Source organism: Nostoc sp. (assembly GCF_036919895.1).
Classification (GTDB): Bacteria; Cyanobacteriota; Cyanobacteriia; order Cyanobacteriales; family Nostocaceae; genus Nostoc.
In genome coordinates this window covers 1-19,073 of the sequence record NZ_JBALBW010000108.1, presented here as the reverse complement: position 1 = coordinate 19,073, position 19,073 = coordinate 1, and the positions used below count along the sequence as shown (strand labels likewise).

Below are 19,073 nucleotides of genomic sequence, written 5' to 3'. Positions count from 1 at the left end.
TCACTAGGAGTCCTCTTATGCTCAAGCAAGCAACTCCAAAACTATTTTTCTCACTGCTGCTACTGTACTAGTTAGTCACGCAAAGTGCTGTATGTTTAGTTCTCCTGTGATGATTTTTTGTACCAAATCGCTTTTTTCAACAACTATCAAACAGCATTTTGTATTTTTAGGGTTGGACTAGGCGTAGACGCGGAGCGGCTTGTCGTAGACATCGCACCCCTAAACTATAATTTTACCAACTTTTTTAAGGTAAATTTTTGACTTAACCGGGAGTATCACAACGCACATTCCGCACCCCCAAATGTCAAAAAAGACTCCCAACAGAAGAAATTGGGGATTGCTAATTTAATTAAATCAACCTAACGAGGAAGACGAAATCCCCAAAAAGCTGTTACTTAATAACTAGTGACTTTTTGCCAAACATGATTTTGATAGCAGACTAATTGTGATGAATATAGCTAATTTTCCGTGGCTGACGACGATTATTCTGTTTCCGATAGCCGCGTCGCTACTTCTTCCCATCATCCCTGACAAAGAAGGCAAAACAGTGCGCTGGTATTCCCTCATCGTGGGGCTGATAGATTTTGCACTAATTGTTTATGCTTTTTATACTGGGTATGATTTCTCCAATCCAGATTTGCAGTTGGTGGAAAGTTACCCCTGGGTACCACAATTGGGTTTGAATTGGTCAGTAGGGGCAGATGGCTTATCCATGCCCCTAATTATTTTGACTGGATTCATTACCACGCTGGCGATTTTAGCAGCTTGGCCTGTCACCTTCAAGCCCAAGCTATTTTTCTTCTTGATTTTGGCAATGTATGGCGGTCAGATTGCCGTGTTCGCTGTCCAGGATATGCTGTTATTTTTCCTGGTGTGGGAACTGGAACTAGTACCGATATACTTCCTACTGTCGATTTGGGGAGGTAAAAGGCGGCAATATGCAGCGACCAAATTCATTTTATACACTGCTGGCGGTTCGCTGTTTATTTTGCTATCTGCCCTCACAATGGGATTTTACGGCGATACGGTGACGTTTGATATGCGATCGCTCGCCTTAAAAGATATCGCCCTCAATTTGCAACTTGCCCTCTATGCTGGCTTCCTGATTGCTTACGCCGTCAAATTGCCGATTATTCCCTTGCACACCTGGCTACCTGATGCCCACGGTGAAGCTACAGCCCCTGTACACATGTTATTAGCAGGTATCCTCTTGAAAATGGGCGGTTACGCCTTAATTCGGATGAATGCCCAAATGCTCCCCGATGCCCATGCTTATTTTGCACCAGTGTTGGTGGTTTTGGGGGTAGTTAATATCATCTACGCTGCCTTGACATCCTTTGCCCAGCGTAACCTGAAGCGAAAAATTGCCTACTCCTCAATTTCTCACATGGGCTTTGTGATGATTGGTTTTGCCTCCTTCACCGATTTGGGATTGAGTGGGGCAGTATTGCAAATGGTTTCCCACGGGTTAATCGGGGCGAGTTTGTTCTTCCTAGTTGGCGCAACTTACGATCGCACCCACACCCTGATGTTGGATGAAATGGGCGGTGTTGCTAAGAGAATGCCGAAGATTTTCGCCATGTTCACCACCTGTTCAATGGCTTCTTTGGCATTGCCAGGGATGAGCGGTTTTGTGGCAGAATTAATGGTATTTGTGGGCTTTGCTACTAGTGATGCTTATAGCTCTACCTTCAAAGTCATTGTTGTATTCTTGATGGCAGTGGGAGTAATTTTAACTCCGATTTATCTGCTGTCGATGTTGCGAGAAATTTTCTACGGAGAAGAAAACAAGGAATTAGTTTCTCACCAAGCTTTGATAGATGCCGAACCTCGTGAAGTATTTATCATTGCCTGTTTGTTAATTCCCATTATTGGCATTGGTTTCTATCCAAAACTGCTGACTCAAATGTATGACGCGACGACTGTACAATTGACGGCAAGATTGCGTGATTCCGTGCCAACATTAGCATTGCAAAAAGACGAAACACTCAAGGTTTCTTTGAGTGCGCCGGAGATTGGTAATTAAGTTGCGATCGCTAATTTAGTTTAGTTTAAATATTGATTACTTTGAGGGCGGGTTTTGTACCTGCCCTTTTTATTACTCACTCGTAACTTTTTATTCGGTAAAGTAAAAAACTCATGGAACTGAGTCAAAAAAATCCTGTATCATGTAAGTGAGCAAATGTATTTTTACAATTACTCGAAAAACAAATTTTAAGCTGATTGATTTGTTTGCAACCAGTTAAGCAAATCTTCCATAGCAGTAAAATCCAACAAAGCTTCGCCAAGGGTTTCTAATTGATTTAAAGAAAGAGATCGGATGCGCTTTTGCAATTGTGGTGATAATTCTCCGACTCGTCTTTGTAATAACCTTAAAATAAGTTGTTGTTCACCTTCTTGTTTACCCTCTGTTTTACCCTCTGTTTTACCCTCTGTTTTACCCTCTGTTTTACCCTCTGTTTTACCCTCTGTTTTACCCTCTGCTTTACCGCGCTCGTAGCCGATGCGCTCACCTGTAGTTACATATCTCATAGTCCGCTCCTGCTCAAATTGTTTAAATTCTTCCCAAAACTGATTTTCTAATGCGTTTGGTAATATCATAACCCAATCGATAAATCGATACAGGTTGCGAATATCCTGCTCTTCTAAGCCCAAATCATATAGCTTGCGAATTAAGCTAAATTTCCATATTTTGCGTTGTTCGGGTGATGAGCGCGTCTGCTGCGTTTTCAAATGCGCCATTACGACAGTTGCAAAGGGATTATCGCTATTTTCTAACTCGTGAAAGCGATTTTCGTAATCCAAAAGTTTAATACTGCCAAATTCAAAAGTTAAGCGAGTATTGGGATAATTGTAACTGTAATTATTTGGCCGCCATTCGCGATTTGAATCGCAGAGAATTGCAAGGCTAATTGCTGGTTTATCAAAGCGGTCAAATATGCGAAAGTTGTAGGTAAACATCCGCTTGGGAAAGTTATCTTCTTTTTGTGCCTGAATTTCAACATGGATTAATAACCAAAGTTCTTCTCCTTGGATTTGCCAAACTTTGACTAATTGATCGGCATATCTTTTACCCTGTTCGGCTTCAATAGCTCTTTGTTGAAATTCTTTATCTAGAAATTGGTATGGACGTTCCCAATCAATTAATGCAGAAGTTTCTGGAAAAAAGAAATCCATTGCTTGAGGAAAATAAGCTTCTATGATTTCTTTCCAAGGGCTATCAAAATCAGCGTGGTCGCTAATATTAGTTATGTCATTTTTCATTTGTCCAGAATAGCATCAAATTCTGGATAGAGTTGCGGTACTTGCAGTAGCTAGTTTAGAACTTTGATTAATCGGAATCTCTACCCAAAACTCTGCTCCCTGTCCTGGTTCCGAAATACACCAAATAGCTCCGTTGTGTTGTTCTGCGACTATCTGAGCGCTAATTGCTAGCCCTAATCCTGTGCCTTTACCTGCGGGTTTTGTGGTAAAGAAAGGGTCAAATAATTGTTGCTTAACTATTTCGCTCATGCCAGGGCCATTATCTACAATTTGTATATTTATGCGATCTGGGTTGCGTAACTCAGTACGAATTACAATCTGGCTGGGGTTAGCTTTTATATCTTCAAGAGTTCGCTGACTGTTATAACTATCCAAGGCATCAATGGCGTTACTAATGAGATTCATAAACACCTGATTGAGTTGTCCAGCATAGCACTCTACTAAGGGAATATCAGCATATTGCTTGACTATTTCAATTCCGGGATTTACAGACGTTTGTTTGAAGCGATTTTGTAAAATTAGTAGTGTGCTATCAATACCTTCGTGAATGTTGACAGGTTTCATATCCGCTTCGTCAAGGCGAGAAAAATTCCGCAAGGATAGAACTATTTCCCGAATGCGATTAGCTCCCATTTTCATTGAAACTAAAATTTTAGGCAGATCCTCAGCCATAAAGTCAAGGTCGATGGCTTCTATATGAGCTTGTACTTCAGGTTTTGAATTAGCATTGGACTTTTGATAGAGTTCTACCAGTTCCAACAAGCCCAGCGTATATTCATTTACATGGGTCAGATTACCGTAGATAAAGTTAACTGGATTATTGATTTCGTGAGCCACCCCAGCCACCAATTGACCTAAACTCGACATTTTTTCAGTTTGAATTAGTTGAGCTTGAGTCTGTTTGAGGTTGTGCAGAACTTGGTTGAGTTGTTCTGCGTGAGTAGTTGCAGCAGCAGTAGCAGCGCGGCTTTGATTATACAATTGGGCTTGGTCAATGGCGATCGCTAACTGGTCAGCCACACCTCGAATCAGTTCAACCTCATCATCGCTCCAAGAACGCAGCGCTCTACTATGTTCGCAGACAATTACACCCAAACGACCCGACTGAGTTTGAACCGAAACTATCAGTAGAGACTTAAAACCCAATGTCACCAGTAAATTTCGATTTTTGAAATCAAGCCAGGGATCTGTCGCAATGTCGTCAAAGCAAAGTAAATTCCCTTGGAGAACAGCCTCACTCAGTGCTTCCACATTCTGGATAGGAGAACAGCCTAAAGGTTCTGGCAAATCGGGAGCGCAGGCTTGCTGACTCAATTCAAAACTCGTAGATTCATCTTCATCTTCTTTATGACACCAAAGGAACTGGCATCGATCGATCTGGAGCAGTTCTCGAACTTCACCGACTACTCTACTCAAAATCGTATCTAGATCCAGTGAGTTACGAATTTGACTAGATAGACGAGTTTTAAGAATTTTTTCCCGCTCAACTAGCTTTCGCAACTGCGCCTCAGACTGCCTTAACTCTAGTTCGGCCATCTGACGATTGACACTAGCTCTCGCTAGTAGCCAAGAACCAATGCCAATTAATCCTACTAACCCAGCATACAGAAGTAGCAGTTGACTCAAAAATCGATTTGATTTAGTCGTCAACATCTCTGGAGACACCCATGAGACAATTTTCCAATAATAGGATTTAGTATCAATTTGATTTTGGCTCGGTGCAAAAGCCTGTCCTGCTCCCGTACTAGATTTTTGCCCTTCCAGAAACGGGTAGACTGTAGCAAATGTGAACATTCCTTCAGCAGTTAGGAATTGTCCCGATTCTTTTTGAGAAATCTGCTGCCATGCTTGAGGAAAAGCTTTGCCAAAAGTGCGGTTTTTGCGATCGGGAAACATAAATCCCCATTCGTCCTCAGATTTCGCCCCTTTTAACCAGTAACCATCAGCATTCAGCAGCATTCCCTGGCTAGGGACGTTAGCAAAAGCTTGATTAAAATTGTCCAGCAGTTTAGTGCCAAAATAATTTAACACTACAATGCCTCGTTTCTGTCCACCGCTATCAAAAACAGGAGTCCCAAAGCGAATCATTGGTTTCAAGGGTTGTTCAACCTGACCTCGTTCGATGTTGAGGTCAAGGGGAGAGACAAATACTTGTCCCTGGTTTAGCCGGAAAGTGTCATTAAACCAGTAACGCTTTGCTTGCACTTGCAGTTTTTCTTCGGGGACAATGCCTGGTTCACCCTGGTTGAAGTTGACTCTGACAATTTCTTTACCCGATCGATCCAAAAAGCGAATTTGGTCGTAAAGTTTTTTATATCGAGAAAATAATAATAATTCTCTGGAAAGTGCCTGTTGTTCTCCATCCACTCCTTGTAAAATTCTCTGTAGGTCATTTTTTTTAGAGATAACCATCAAATCTGAGACAACCGAGTGAAAGTCTCCGCTAATTACTTTTGTTTGTAAATCTACTTTACCGAGTTCATTCGTTTGCAATACAACTTTCTCAGTTTGTACCTGTTGGTAGTAGATGGCTCCGACAACGCTCCCAACTAAGGCTGATAATGGCAAAAAAACGATTAAGAAGTTTTTGATTAAAATTCGTGAAGGGATCTGTGGTGACATATCTGATACTTAAGTACGATTCAAAAATCGGGCTAAAAATCAGCTAAGTTCCAGGTGCGCCATATTTTCTGAGTCAAGGTTGAGAGAAGACTTTTTCTCTTGGTAGGTATAGGTAATCAGCCCAGCTACCAAATTCACCATGAAATTGAATACTCTGCGACTTCTGGAATGTTCTAGTTGAACAATATTCCACCCTTTTTTGCTATTGTGGGTTAGACACTCTCGTTGTCAGTACCGAAAAATTACCTAATTAGAAAATTACACTTGTAATTGCTTTTGAATACTCAAAATGAAGAGAAGTGATGTCTAAGATAGGCTACGCCTACGCTAAAAATAGTTCTTTATTCTGGCGCTGCGATCGCACATCCATAGATTACTTACAATCTATCTAAAATAAGATTTGGCAAAACCGCTCATGTTAAACTACAATCCACTGCATTGTTTGCCATCTTCCGAAGAGCTACCCGACTCAAATGATACCCCTGTGGATAATGAAGTCCAAAATTTAATTCCCGGCTTGTTGAAAACCACACTGGCTTTAGTTTGGTGCGATCGCTGGGATTGGTTTTTTGGTGTTGACATGGGTATTTATTATCACCCAGACAAACCAGCCATTGTCCCTGATGGGTTTCTCAGCTTAGGAGTTAAACGTGTCATTGATGAGGATTTACGCCTAAGTTATGTGCTATGGGAAGAAAAGAAGCCGCCAATTTTAGCACTAGAAGTTGTTTCTCAAATTTATCGGGAAGAATATAGCTTCAAGAAAGAATTCTATGCCAAAGAATTAGGAATTTTGTACTACGTTGTATATAGTCCACTTCGGCGTAAAAAGACACCTTTGGAGGTGTACCACTTAGTTGATGGGGAATATATCTTAATATCAGGAAATCCTGTTTGGCTACCAGAAATTGGTTTAGGAATTGGGCGAGAACGGGGAATTTATCAAGGTATAGTGCGGGAATGGCTGTACTGGTATGACGAGTCAGGGCAAAGATTGCTAACACCAGAAGAACGTATCAGGGAAGCCGAAGAACGCACAGCTTTTGAAGAACAGCGACGGGTGGAAGTAGAACAAAAAGTGAAAATGTTAGCGGAAAAGTTGAAGGCGCTTGGTATCGATCCAGAAACTTTGTCGTAGATTCACCAAAATATCGGAATTTTCGTTGCCTTAATGTTAATTAGCTTCCTGGCTAGGGAATTATATCTATAAAGTAACTCATTGCTTGACGGTACAAATCGTAAAGGCTGGTTGCTCAATAAATATATTTACCAAAACCTGCATCAAAAAGATGGAAGTTAAATTAGGATTTGGATCAGTCCCAAAACCTCAATATGTTTTTGTCAGCAAAGAACCCGATCACTGCTGGTATATGCTCTCTGAAGATGAAAAACGTATCCCAATTTATGAGAGAGCATTGACTGGGGTGATAACAGGGATAGAAGTTAATAAAAAGGTTGAAACTAAATTCGGCCCAACTCAAAAAAACGATTTATATATCTTAGCAGACAAACCTTATATTATCCGTTCAGGAAGTGAATCTTACTTCTCTCAAAGTTTGTTGTTATCTTTAGATGTTCTTAATTTTGAACAACTACCTAATCCACTAACAATCGCTGTTAGCCCAGGAGAGAGTAATGTGGTTTTTTGTACAATTTACGATCCAATAACTTATCGGTCTGTAGATGTTATATGGGATGGACATAAGGAAATTGATTGGCAAGGTTTAGGGCAAAAAGTTAGTTTAAAAATTAATAGAATCCCCAATTTAAATCAAGAGACAATACCAATATCTGCTAATACAACGGCATCAGAAATTAATGCAGTTTTGATAGCTCAAAGTGACACATATTTAGCCCAATTAAATTGGACTCCAGAGCAGGGAAGGGAGTATTTACAGCAAAAATATGGCAAGCGATCGCGCCTACAACTTACTGATATAGAAATTATGGATTTCATTGATTATCTGAAGCTACAACTAACCCAAAACTGCCCAACTTAACTGCTGTTGTGTGAGCGTTGGATAATTGCGATCGCTTTTAGTCCAAATCTTCTTCGGTAAGTCCAACTTCCAACCAACCTTGAATTGCATCTTGCAGCATCTCTAATAGATGTTCGTAACTGTCTCCCCAAGTGTGACATCCGGCTAGGGCTGGTACAGAAGCACACCACACACCGTCTTCTTGCCAGATAACTGCTTTAATTTTCATTACCAATCATCTCCACAAGATTGTGAATAATATTTTATCGCCTTTTCCCTGTAATGAGGTTTTAGTTGAGAATAACAGCGATCGCAGAATTATCGCTATTTGCGGCGACTAGTTGGATCGCTTATCACAGGTAAAGCGATCGCAAAGCTGCACATATAGCGATCGCAGTTACGTGCTTAATGAGGCGGTAGCCGCTTCTGACTTTTTCCGTTAAGTCTCTCTAGCAAGCTACCAACCCTCTCTACGAGACGCTACGCGAACACAGAGATCGTGCAATTTTAACTAGCCCACAGTACCTGGATGCCAATGGAAGTGTTACGTCGATGTTCTAACGCAAATGGCACAAACTAGCAGCCTTCATACTGATTACACTTTATTTTATATGAGCGATGGTAACACCAGTACCACCATCTGCTTGTTCTGCCGGTTCGTAGTTGTTCACTCTGGGATGTTGTTGCAAAAAAGTGTGAACTCCTTGGCGCAGCTTACCAGTACCGTAACCATGAATAATCCAGACTGGGCCTGTAGCTTCCGAGATGGCTTTATCTAAAATGTATTCGGCATCAGCCACCCGTTTACCACGCAAATCGATGGTATTTTTGGAAGTCCGAATCTCTGGGACAGGTTGCGGTGGTGGGGTTACTGGTGCTGGGGCTGGTTTGGCTTTAACGACTGGTTCGGGTTTTTGACCATCTAGAGATTCTACGTCTTGCAACTTCACCGTCATCTTCATTAGCCCAAAGCGAACGCTTAACTCGCCATCTTCATTAGGGGCGGCGATTACATCCGCTATCTGTCCGAGTTTAGGAACGCGGATGCGATCGCCTATTTTGGGCATAAACCCAATTTTTGGTTTTGCTGGCGTTGCTGGCTGATAAAGCTGACCAATCTGATTTAAAGCATTAGTTGCTTGCTGGGCCTCTTGGGCTGTAGGCGTACCTTTTTGCAAGCGGCGGATTACTTGGGCAATTTCACCTTTTGCTTGAGCGATCGCTTGTTGGACTGCTATTTCCTGTGAAGCCCGTAAACTGCTTTCCCTTTCCTCCAAATTTGCGGCTTTTGCGGATACTTCTTTGTATAAACGTTCCGTTTGCTGCAACAAAACTTGGGCTTCGGCTGCTTTGGTTTCCTGGCGGCGGCGTTGGGCTTCTAAGCCAGCAATTACCTGGTTAACTTCATCTGTGGCCTCTCCCACCTGGGTTTTTGCCTGTTGTACCACTTCTGGTTTTAATCCCAAGCGTAGGGCAATAGTTAAGGCATTAGAACGTCCGGGAATGCCCCACAGCAGACGGTAAGTAGGCGAGAGAGTACTTTCGTCAAATTCAACAGAGGCATTTTCAAACCGCTCATCTTCGTATTTCAGGGCTTTTAGTTCGCCGAAGTGAGTGGTGGCGATGGTTAGCTGGGCATGGTTAGCGAGATATTGCAACAAAGCGATCGCTAACGCACTACCTTCAACTGGATCGGTTCCTGCGCCGACTTCATCGAGTAAAACGAGTGATTGGGGATTGGGGATTAGGGATTGGGCATTAAGAATTTCCTTTTCCCCAGTCCCCAGTTCCAAGTCCCCAGTCCCCAGTCCCAAGTCCCCAGTCCCCAGTCCCAAGTCCCCAGTCCCCAATGCTTCTAAAATCCGACTAATTCGGCGGATGTGTCCAGAGAATGTGGATAAACTTTGCTGTAAGGATTGTTCATCGCCAATATCTGCCAGCACTTTATCAAACCAAGGTATTTCTACTGGTTCGCGGGCGGGGACAAATAAACCTACTTTGGCCATCAATGCTGCTAACCCTAGAGTTTTTAAGGTTACAGTTTTACCGCCAGTATTTGGCCCGGTAATCGTCACTACCCGAATTAGCGGGTTGATCAGCAAATCTACAGGAACTACTGGTTGTCCTTGTTCGTGCTGTTGTTGCCACACTAACAGAGGATGCCGTAAGTTCCGCAAGGTAATGGTTTCACTGTCTTCACGCTGGATAAATCGTGGGGGATTTGCTCCTAACCAGTAACTATAGCGCGATCTAGCGGTTGCCAAATCTAAAGTTGTGGCGATCGCTAATAATCTCTCTAAATCTGGTTTGACTGCGGCGATTTGTTCCGTCAAAATACGGCGAACCGCTTCTTCTTCGGCTTGCTCTCTGCGGATGATTTGCCGCAGTTGGTTGCCTAGAGGTACTACCGAATTAGGTTCTACATATAGCGTTGCGCCACTGGTAGAGGTATCGTGGACAATACCAGGGATGGCATCTTTTTGCGGTGCTTTTACGGGGATGACAAAGCGATCGCTCCGTTGGGTAATTAGCTGTTCTTGAACTGCCCCAGATTTTGCCTGTAAGATATTTTGCAGCTTTTGGGTAATTTGGGTGCGTAATCGCCGCAAATCTGTGCGAATTTCTCCCAGTTTTTGACTCGCGCGGTCAGTTACCTGGGCCCGTTCATCAATACATCGGTGAATTTCTTGTTCTAGTTCTGGATAAGTCCGCAAATCGGCAACCAACTCAGTCAGTATCGGCAAATCTTCTTGATTGTCAATCACACGGCGCAAACTTCTAGCACCAGCGAGGGTGGTAGCGATCGCTAGCAGTTCATCGCCAGACAAAACTCCGCTACGTTCCGCCCGTTCTAAGGAAGCGCCAATATCTTGAATTCCCTCAAATGACAGTCCCGTAGTGAGGCGAGTTTCCAGCTGGTAGACTTCTTTGGTTTGCTCTAACAACTGTTCGCTTTGAGTCTGAGAATCGGGTATTTTCAGATGACGCACAGCTGTCGCCCCCAGCTTAGTTGCCGCGAAGGTGGCAAGGTGCTGGCAGAGACGATGCCATTCTAATAGTTCTAAGGTTTCAGATTGGATCAAGGTTTCAACATCTAATCTGAAATTATCGTAACAATTTTAGCTCCTAGATGGCTAAATCTTAAAGGAGAAAATTTTGCTTTAGTTAAATCACCAGTTAGTGCTTGGTAATAAGTGGCACATGAAGCTATCTTTCCTTAGAAACTACGCCAACATCAAGTCTAATCGAAAACAATACAGCAATTAAAAATTCGTACTGAGCGCGGTCGTTGCATCGAATTAATACAATTACGAATTACGAATTACGAATTACGAATTATTTAAGTAGCGACTATTTCCTTCACCAAAACGTAAGGCTGAACGATGAGAGTATTAAATCGTTTACTGCGCTCAAGATTCCATTCTCCCACTTGTACTGTCGTGGGTTTGGTAATTAATTGCTCATCAATCCACTGTTCCACTGATGGAATATCATCACTGGCGATCGCTACTCCAACATCCACTAAGTTTAACTCCGGTGTCACTAAAATTACTGCATCTCGTTGTACATGAGGAATTAGCCACTCCCACTCTGCCTCATCCAAAATTTCTGTTAATTCCGCTCTTAAATCCGACATTACTTCCCAATCTTTATTTTTAGATGGCTATTTTTACATTATTCACTAGTTCTCATCTCCTGACAAATGACTAAACTTCAGATTTCATTTCATCAATTTCAAATAAAGACACAATTACTCCAGCGATTGGAATAGATATAAAAACACCTAATAATCCTGCTACTCTAGCGCCTACTAGCAAAGCAAAAAATATTACCACAGGATTAAGATTCAGCGCACCTTGCATAATTCGGGGCGCAATCAAATTGTCTTGTATCTGCTGGAGAACAATACAGGCTATTAATACTTTCACTGCTAACCAAACACTTTGAGATAAGACAAATAGAGTTACTGCGCTTACTCCTAATGTCGCTCCTATCCCAGGAATAATATCAAGAACTCCAACTATTATTGATAATATCAAAGCAAAAGGTACTTTTAATATGAAGAAAACCAATAAGGTTGAAACAGTAAGAAATACACTTAATAATAGCTGACCTCTAAAAAATCCTAAAAAAGACCATCTGATTATATTTGTAAATCTATTGCGACGTTGTTTTGGTACTGCTCTTAAAATAAAATTCCACAATTTATCTCCATCTAATAGCATGAAGAAAGCCACAACTGCAATCAATACAAAGGTGACAAAATTAGTCATAAACCCTTGCAAAATAGCCAAGCTAGTCACAAGAGTTGATACGGCTTGATTCCGCAATTGTTCTTCAATAAAACTTAAATCTATCTGTAAATTATGCCCACTTAGAAATGCCTCTAGTCCTTTTAATAAAGGTAATAAAGAATTTAAAAAGGCAGTGATAGTATCAATTAATTGTTGTCCTTGAGATAAAACTGTTAAACTCACAGTAATTATCAAACCGCCTATAATCACAATACTGAGCAGGAATACGACACCAACTGCTACATTGTGGGGCAAAAAACGCCGCAGCCCTTGTACAGGATAGCTGAGTAAAAAAGCTAAAATTGCCGCAAATGTAAAAATCACAATGACCGCTTCAAAGTAAGCTAAAAGCTGTACAATTGCCCAGCCAGAAGCAACTAAAAGCAAAAAGCGGACTAATGCCAGATTGTTTAATCGCTCCCAAAAATTCTTGACTTCAAAGCCGCTCATAATGCTCTTTAAGGTGAAATATGACGGTATATTTGCCTAGCATTTGCATTTAAGCAGAAAGTCTGACTTTATTGCTAGAGCGGGTTGACCTTAAACATACAGATACTAAAAGGCGATCGCTACCTCCCTAAAGCATATACAGCGTTTTCTTTTGTATGAAGTACAAAGTTACTGGTTTGGAAGCAGGAAGTAGCAGCTAGAAACTATTTATACGTGGTTCTTAATGCTGTATTTTATACCTTACTTACTTGTAAGCTGCTGGATCTGAGCGTGTCTAACTCATCTTCCTAAATCATGCATTTCGTTAATTACCGTGGCACACTTTTGTGTCAATCCTTCCAATTCTTCTTTATTGGTGGAACTGGGAGCATCAATCAAGTTACCAATTCTCACAGTTATGGGAACTGCATGAGGTAGGGACGATCCTTGTTGTAAAATTTTCTCAGTACCCCAGACACTTACTGGTAATATTGGGGCTTTTGCTTTCGCGGCTAGCAGCAGTGCGCCTCTTTTTGGGTCTGTAATTCGACCATCTGGGGTGCGAGTACCTTCTAAAAAAACACCGACAGCCCAACCTGTATTGAGATATTCTAAAGCGGAACGGATGGCATTGCGATCGCTATTCCCTCGACTGACTGGGTAAGCACCATACAATTTAATCGCTTGCGCCAAAACGGGGATATTAAATAACTCTTCTTTGGCCATGTACGCCACTGGACGACGTACACAGTTGGAGACAATTGGCGGGTCAAAGTAACTAGCGTGATTACTCACTATCAACAAAGGCCCTGATTGGGGGACATTTTCCGCACCATAAATATGGCCCCGAAAGTAAGCGTGAAGCATGGGGCTGACGACTGACCACTTGAAAGCATGGTACAGTGCCAGACTAATGAACGGTTCGCGGTTTTTGTCCACAGAAGATAATGTAAATCAAACTGAATTTAGCATACGCGATGCCAGACCCTGAGTAAACGCAAAGAAGTTGTAGATATAAATTGCTCTTACCCACCTGGGAATACTAAACCTGGAAATCGTTAGGATTTAGCAGCATGGTTAGTACTTTGGTTCCTATTCCCGGATATCACGTTAGTGAAGAATTATACAATGGTTCTCGAACTTTCGTTTATCGAGGGTATCGAGAAGCTGACCAAAAACCTGTAGTTATTAAACTGTTGAAGAATCCTTATCCGAATTTCAGCGAATTGGTACAGTTTCGCAATCAATATACCATTGCTAAAAATCTCAACTCACCTCTAATCATCCAAACCTATAGCCTGGAACCATATCAAAATGGCTATGCGCTGGTGATGGAAGATTTTGGCGGGATTTCCCTCAAAGATTATTTTGCTGCTGACCAGATGCAATATATTGCGTCTCTACAAGAGTTTTTAGAGATAGCGATCGCACTTTGCAACGCCTTAGATATATTGTATCGCGAGCGAATTATTTATAAAGACATCAAACCCAGCAATATTTTAATTAATCCCGAAACCAAACAAGTTAAATTAATTGACTTCAGTATTGCATCTTTACTACCACGGGAAACCCAAACCTTAATCAATCCCAATGTATTAGAAGGGACACTTGCTTATATTTCTCCAGAACAAACAGGGAGAATGAATCGGGGGATTGACTACCGCACAGATTTCTATTCTTTGGGTGTGACATTCTACGAATTACTAACTGGAGAATTACCATTTCAATCAAACGATCCAATGGAGTTGGTACATTCTCATATTGCTAAAATGCCTCCTTTAGTTATCAGAGACGAGATACCGCAGGTGTTGTCAGATATCGTGATGAAATTGATGGCGAAAAATGCTGAAGATAGATATCAGAGTGCCTTGGGATTGAAGTTTGATTTAGAAAATTGTTTAACTCAGTTACAAGTTTCTGGTGAAATTGAGGGCTTTGAGATTGCACAAAGGGATGTGTGCGATCGCTTTATTATCCCTGATAAACTTTATGGAAGAGTAGCCGAAGTAGAAATCCTACTCCAAGCATTTGAGAGAGTCAGTCTTGGTGCAACAGAAATGATGCTGGTAGCTGGTTTTTCGGGGATTGGGAAAACTGCGGTTGTCAACGAAGTACATAAACCCATTGTGCGGCAACGCGGTTATTTTATTAAAGGGAAATATGACCAATTTAATCGCAATATTCCCTTAAGTGCTTTTGTGCAAGCCTTCCGCGATCTAATGGGGCAGTTGCTTAGTGAAAGCGATACCGAATTACACATCTGGAAAACTCAGATTCTTCAGGCTCTAGGGGACAATGGGCAGGTAATCATTGAAGTCATTCCCGAATTAGAACGCATCATTGGTAAGCAACCACCAGCAACAGAATTATCAGGAACAGCAGCACAAAATAGATTTAATTTACTGTTCCAAAAGTTCATTCAAGTCTTCACAACGAAAGAACATCCATTGGTGATGTTTTTGGATGATTTACAGTGGGCTGATTCTGCTTCACTCAATTTGATGCAGCTTTTGATGAATGAGTCTGAAAGTGGCTATTTATTAACCATTGGGGCTTACCGAGATAATGAAGTTTCATCGGCGCATCCCTTAATGTTGACATTGGATGCTTTAGCTAAAGCCAACGCCACTATAAATACCATTACTTTGCATCCCCTCAGTCAGGGTAGCTTAAACAAGCTAGTGGCTGACACGCTCAACTGCCATATTTTGAGCGCTCAAGCCTTGACAGAACTGATTTCCTTGAAAACAAAAGGTAATCCCTTTTTTGCCACCCAGTTCCTCAAAGCATTGGATCAAGATGGATTGATTCAGTTCGATCTCAACTTGGGGCATTGGCAGTGCGATATTGCTAAAGTCAGAGCTTTAGCAGTCACTGATGATGTCGTGGAATTTATGGCATCACAGTTACAAAAACTGCCGAATTATACCCAAGATATTCTCAAATTAGCTGCTTGTATTGGCGCACAATTTGATTTGAAGACTTTGGCGATCGTCTCCCAACAATCTGAATCGGATGCCGCCGTCGCCCTCTGGAAAGCTGTGCAGGAAGGACTAATCCTCCCCCAAAGTGAAATTTATAAGTTCTATGTGGGCGAATTGGATACAACCCAAAACACACAAACTGAAACGCTCAATTATAAGTTCCTCCACGATCGCATCCAACAAGCCGCCTATTCCCTGATTCCCCACTCTGAGCAACAAATTACCCATCTAGAAATCGGTACATTGCTAGTTCGCAACAGTAGTGAAACCCAGCGTCAAGAAAGAATTTTTGATATTGTGGGTCATTTTAACTTAGCCGCCGAGTTAATTACCCTGTCTCAAGCCCGCTATGAATTTGCCACCCTCAACTTGCAAGCGGGTAAAGCTGCCAAAGCCGCCGCCGCCTTTGATGCCGCCTTCATGTTTGTTAGCAAGGGCATTGACCGGCTGCCAGATGGACATTGGCAAGATAACTATCCCTTGACCTTGGCACTGTATGATTTAGGCGCTGGAGTCACTTATATATCCAGCCAATTTGAGCAAACAGATCGACTAATTGCCTCAATTTTGCAAAATGCGAGAAACTTACTCGATAAAGTTACTGCCTACGAAACTAAAATATTGGCTGAAATTGCTCAAAATCAGATGCCAAATGCTATTTCTACTGCCCTAGATGTGCTAAAGCAGTTGGGAATTCAGCTTCCTAAACAACCGACTAAAATTGATGTCTTGCTGGGATTAGCCAAAACTAAGCTGATATTGGGGACTAAAAAAACAGCGCAGTTAATCGATTTGCCCAAGATGAGCAATCCCCAAGCACTAGCAGCCATGCGAATTCTATCGAGTGCGACATCTGCGACTTTTTTCTCTGCCCCCCAGTTGATGCCGTTATTTGTATTTGAGCGAATTAATTTATCGGTTCGCTACGGTAATACCGCCCTCTCAGCCGTTGCCTACGCTTGGTATGGACTGATTCTTTGTGCGGTGGTGATGGATATCGAAGCGGGTTATCAGTTTGGACAATTAACTCTGCAAGTATTAGAGCGTTTTAATGCTACTGATTCAAAGGCACAAACTCTCTTCATAAACTGTACCGGAATCAGGCATTGGCGCGAACCTATGAAAAATACCCTTCCACCTCTGTTAGAGGCTTACCAAACAGGGCTGGAAACAGGAGATTTAGAATATGCGACTTGGGCAGCGTTTATGTATTCTTACAGCCAGTATTGGACAGGAAAACACTTAAGCGATATGGAACCAATAATCCGATCGCTGATGGTAGCGATCGCCCCGTTGAACCAGAAAAAGGGCTTAATTTACCTGCAACTTATTCATCAACTTGTCTTAAATCTTCTGGGTAATATCAAGAATCCCAGCATCTTATCGGGGGAAAGTTATCAAGCCGCCGAGATGATTCTTGGGCAACAAGCCAGCAAAGATAACTTAGGGTTGTTCATGAGCTATGTTCATCAACAATACTTACATTACTTGTTTGAGGAGTATGCACAAGCCGTTGAAACAGCGAAGGTAGCAAAACTTTATCTTGACGGCGGTTTATCAACAATTTTCACCGTCCTGCATTACTTTTATGAATCCCTGGCGCTGTTGGCTGTTTATCCCCAAGTCTCATCTTCAGAACGTCAGCAACTCCTCAAGCAGGTTAAAGGGAATCAGAAAAAACTGAAGAAGTGGGCATTTCACGCCCCAAGCAATCACCAACATAAGTTTTTACTGGTAGAAGCAGAGCAATATCGGATACTGAAGAAATATCTAGAGGCGATCGCTTTCTACGATCGCGCCATCGCCCTCGCCAAAGAAAATCAATATCTCAACGATGAAGCTTTAGCCAACGAACTTGCTGCCAAATTCTATCTCTATTGGGGCAAAGAAAAAATTGCCGCAGGTTACATGGAAGAAGCCTATTATTGTTACTCCCTGTGGGGAGCAAAAGCCAAAGTTGTTGATCTAGAAACCCGCTATCCCCAACTCCTCACCACAATTTTGCAGAAACAGCAATCATCTTTAAAACTGACAGAAACGATGATTCCGATCTTTTCTCACACGATTCAGAGTTCCAGTGTCGGTAACACTAGCCTCTCAGAAGCCCTTGATCTGGCAACTATTCTCAAAGCTTCTCAATCACTGTCGAGTGAAATTGAGTTGGAGAAATTACTCTCGACTCTACTTCAGGTCATACTTGAAAGTGCGGGTGCTGATAAATGTGCGTTGCTAATGCCTTCAGGCGATGTCTACGACGGGCTACGCCTACGCTGGGTAATTGAGGCATTCTCTCAATTGGAACAGCCTAGCATTATCTTGCGATCGCTGCCTTTTGACGATGGTCAAACAGTTCCTATTACTCTAATCAATCGGGTTAAAAATACCCTCACCTTGGCTGTAATTGAGAATGCAGTGGTCGATCCAACCCTAGCGGCTGATCCTTATATGCTGCACCACTCGCCTAAGAGTGTTCTCTGTGCGCCAATTCTCAACCAAGGCAAGTTGATTGGCATTTTATACCTAGAAAATAACCTGACGGTGGGAGCATTTACGCGCGATCGCCTAGAAATTTTGCATCTATTAATGTCCCAAGCGGCAATCTCCTTAGAGAATGCTCGATTGTACACCGAACTAGAAGATAAGGTGCGAGAACGTACCCAAGCATTAAATCAAAAAAATGACCAACTGCAAACGACCTTAAAAGAATTACATCGCACCCAAATCCAGATGGTGCAAAGTGAAAAAATGTCGGCTTTGGGACAACTAGTAGCAGGAATTGCCCACGAAATTAACAACCCGATTAATTTTATTCATGGAAACCTGAATCACATTCATCAATACACACAAGAGCTATTGCAAGTATTAAGCGGCTATCAATCTCACTATCCTCATCCACCTGAATCTCTGCAATTAGAACTAGAAACTGTAGAATTTAACTTCTTGAAGGAGGATTTACATAACATTCTGAAATCGATGAAAGTTGGTTCTGAGCGGATTCGGCAAATTGTTTTATTGTTACGTAATTTTTCGCGCTTGGATGAATCAGAATACAAGGCTGTGAATCTCCATGAAGGTATTGATAATACCTTAATGATTTTGCAGCATCGATTCAAAGCACAGACAGAACGTCCAGCGATTGAAATCGTGAAGCAATATGGTGATCTTCCGTTGATAGAATGCTACGCCAGAGAAATTAATCAGGTATTTATGAATTTGATAGTGAATGCGATCGATGCTTTGGAAGAGAACAATCGGAACCGCAGTTTTCAAGAGATTACTACCAACCCAAATCGGATTTCAATTAGTACGCTCAAGGTAGAAAGAAACCAGGTACAGATTATCATTGCCGATAACGGAGTCGGTATTCCAGACAAGATGCGATCGCACGTCTTCGATCCTTTTTTTACAGCAATTCTCATTTTGAAATAAATAGAGTATTAACCCCATTTTGAAAATCAAAATGTAGTACAAAATAACTATTTTTTTAGAGAAAGGAGATA

The 19,073-nt window shown here is 41.8% G+C and carries 11 protein-coding genes; 4 read left to right on the top strand and 7 right to left on the bottom strand.

Annotated elements, in window-relative coordinates:
• The first annotated feature begins 448 nt into the window (after window positions 1-448).
• Complete coding sequence (locus V7K55_RS21440; RefSeq protein ID WP_334834666.1) at window positions 449-2,026, top strand: NAD(P)H-quinone oxidoreductase subunit 4; 1,578 nt, start codon at window positions 449-451, stop codon at window positions 2,024-2,026.
• 188 nt (window positions 2,027-2,214) lie between these two features.
• Here the strand turns inward: V7K55_RS21440 and V7K55_RS21435 are convergent, their stop codons facing one another.
• Both V7K55_RS21435 and V7K55_RS21430 read right to left on the bottom strand, forming a co-directional pair.
• Window positions 2,215-3,264, bottom strand: coding sequence for a DUF4351 domain-containing protein (locus V7K55_RS21435; protein ID WP_334834664.1), 1,050 nt, complete (start codon window positions 3,262-3,264; stop codon window positions 2,215-2,217).
• 15 nt (window positions 3,265-3,279) lie between these two features.
• Window positions 3,280-5,886, bottom strand: coding sequence for an ATP-binding protein (locus V7K55_RS21430; protein ID WP_334834663.1), 2,607 nt, complete (start codon window positions 5,884-5,886; stop codon window positions 3,280-3,282).
• Between the two features lie 415 nt (window positions 5,887-6,301).
• Here V7K55_RS21430 and V7K55_RS21425 point away from each other — a divergent pair, with 415 nt between their 5' ends.
• Window positions 6,302-7,024: a Uma2 family endonuclease gene (locus tag V7K55_RS21425; RefSeq protein WP_334834661.1), complete on the top strand. Its 723-nt coding sequence runs from the start codon at window positions 6,302-6,304 to the stop codon at window positions 7,022-7,024.
• Window positions 7,025-7,175: 151 nt separating this feature from the next.
• Window positions 7,176-7,886, top strand: a complete 711-nt coding sequence (locus V7K55_RS21420) for a hypothetical protein (protein ID WP_334834660.1) — start codon at window positions 7,176-7,178, stop codon at window positions 7,884-7,886.
• A 37-nt stretch (window positions 7,887-7,923) separates the two neighbouring features.
• Here V7K55_RS21420 and V7K55_RS21415 read toward each other — a convergent pair whose 3' ends face one another.
• From V7K55_RS21415 to V7K55_RS21395, 5 genes are all read right to left on the bottom strand, one after another.
• Window positions 7,924-8,094: a type II toxin-antitoxin system HicB family antitoxin gene (locus V7K55_RS21415; protein ID WP_334834659.1), complete on the bottom strand. Its 171-nt coding sequence runs from the start codon at window positions 8,092-8,094 to the stop codon at window positions 7,924-7,926.
• Between the two features lie 373 nt (window positions 8,095-8,467).
• Complete coding sequence (locus V7K55_RS21410) at window positions 8,468-10,948, bottom strand: endonuclease MutS2 (protein WP_334834657.1); 2,481 nt, start codon at window positions 10,946-10,948, stop codon at window positions 8,468-8,470.
• A 257-nt stretch (window positions 10,949-11,205) separates the two neighbouring features.
• Window positions 11,206-11,502: a DUF2288 domain-containing protein gene (locus V7K55_RS21405; protein ID WP_094330157.1), complete on the bottom strand. Its 297-nt coding sequence runs from the start codon at window positions 11,500-11,502 to the stop codon at window positions 11,206-11,208.
• Window positions 11,503-11,572: 70 nt separating this feature from the next.
• Window positions 11,573-12,610: an AI-2E family transporter gene (locus tag V7K55_RS21400; RefSeq protein ID WP_334834656.1), complete on the bottom strand. Its 1,038-nt coding sequence runs from the start codon at window positions 12,608-12,610 to the stop codon at window positions 11,573-11,575.
• Window positions 12,611-12,889: 279 nt separating this feature from the next.
• Window positions 12,890-13,528, bottom strand: a complete 639-nt coding sequence (locus V7K55_RS21395) for a lysophospholipid acyltransferase family protein (RefSeq protein WP_334834655.1) — start codon at window positions 13,526-13,528, stop codon at window positions 12,890-12,892.
• Between the two features lie 134 nt (window positions 13,529-13,662).
• Here V7K55_RS21395 and V7K55_RS21390 point away from each other — a divergent pair, with 134 nt between their 5' ends.
• Complete coding sequence (locus tag V7K55_RS21390; protein WP_334834654.1) at window positions 13,663-19,002, top strand: trifunctional serine/threonine-protein kinase/ATP-binding protein/sensor histidine kinase; 5,340 nt, start codon at window positions 13,663-13,665, stop codon at window positions 19,000-19,002.
• The last annotated feature ends 71 nt before the right edge of the window (window positions 19,003-19,073 follow it).

Bases quoted from the DNA above. Each gene is read 5' to 3' on its own strand.
- V7K55_RS21440 (WP_334834666.1), top strand. From the start codon at position 449: ATGAATATAGCTAATTTTCCGTGGCTGACGACGATTATTCTGTTTCCG.
- V7K55_RS21435 (WP_334834664.1), bottom strand. From the start codon at position 3,264: ATGAAAAATGACATAACTAATATTAGCGACCACGCTGATTTTGATAGC.
- V7K55_RS21430 (WP_334834663.1), bottom strand. From the start codon at position 5,886: ATGTCACCACAGATCCCTTCACGAATTTTAATCAAAAACTTCTTAATC.
- V7K55_RS21425 (WP_334834661.1), top strand. From the start codon at position 6,302: ATGTTAAACTACAATCCACTGCATTGTTTGCCATCTTCCGAAGAGCTA.
- V7K55_RS21420 (WP_334834660.1), top strand. From the start codon at position 7,176: ATGGAAGTTAAATTAGGATTTGGATCAGTCCCAAAACCTCAATATGTT.
- V7K55_RS21415 (WP_334834659.1), bottom strand. From the start codon at position 8,094: ATGAAAATTAAAGCAGTTATCTGGCAAGAAGACGGTGTGTGGTGTGCT.
- V7K55_RS21405 (WP_094330157.1), bottom strand. From the start codon at position 11,502: ATGTCGGATTTAAGAGCGGAATTAACAGAAATTTTGGATGAGGCAGAG.
- V7K55_RS21400 (WP_334834656.1), bottom strand. From the start codon at position 12,610: ATGAGCGGCTTTGAAGTCAAGAATTTTTGGGAGCGATTAAACAATCTG.
- V7K55_RS21390 (WP_334834654.1), top strand. From the start codon at position 13,663: ATGGTTAGTACTTTGGTTCCTATTCCCGGATATCACGTTAGTGAAGAA.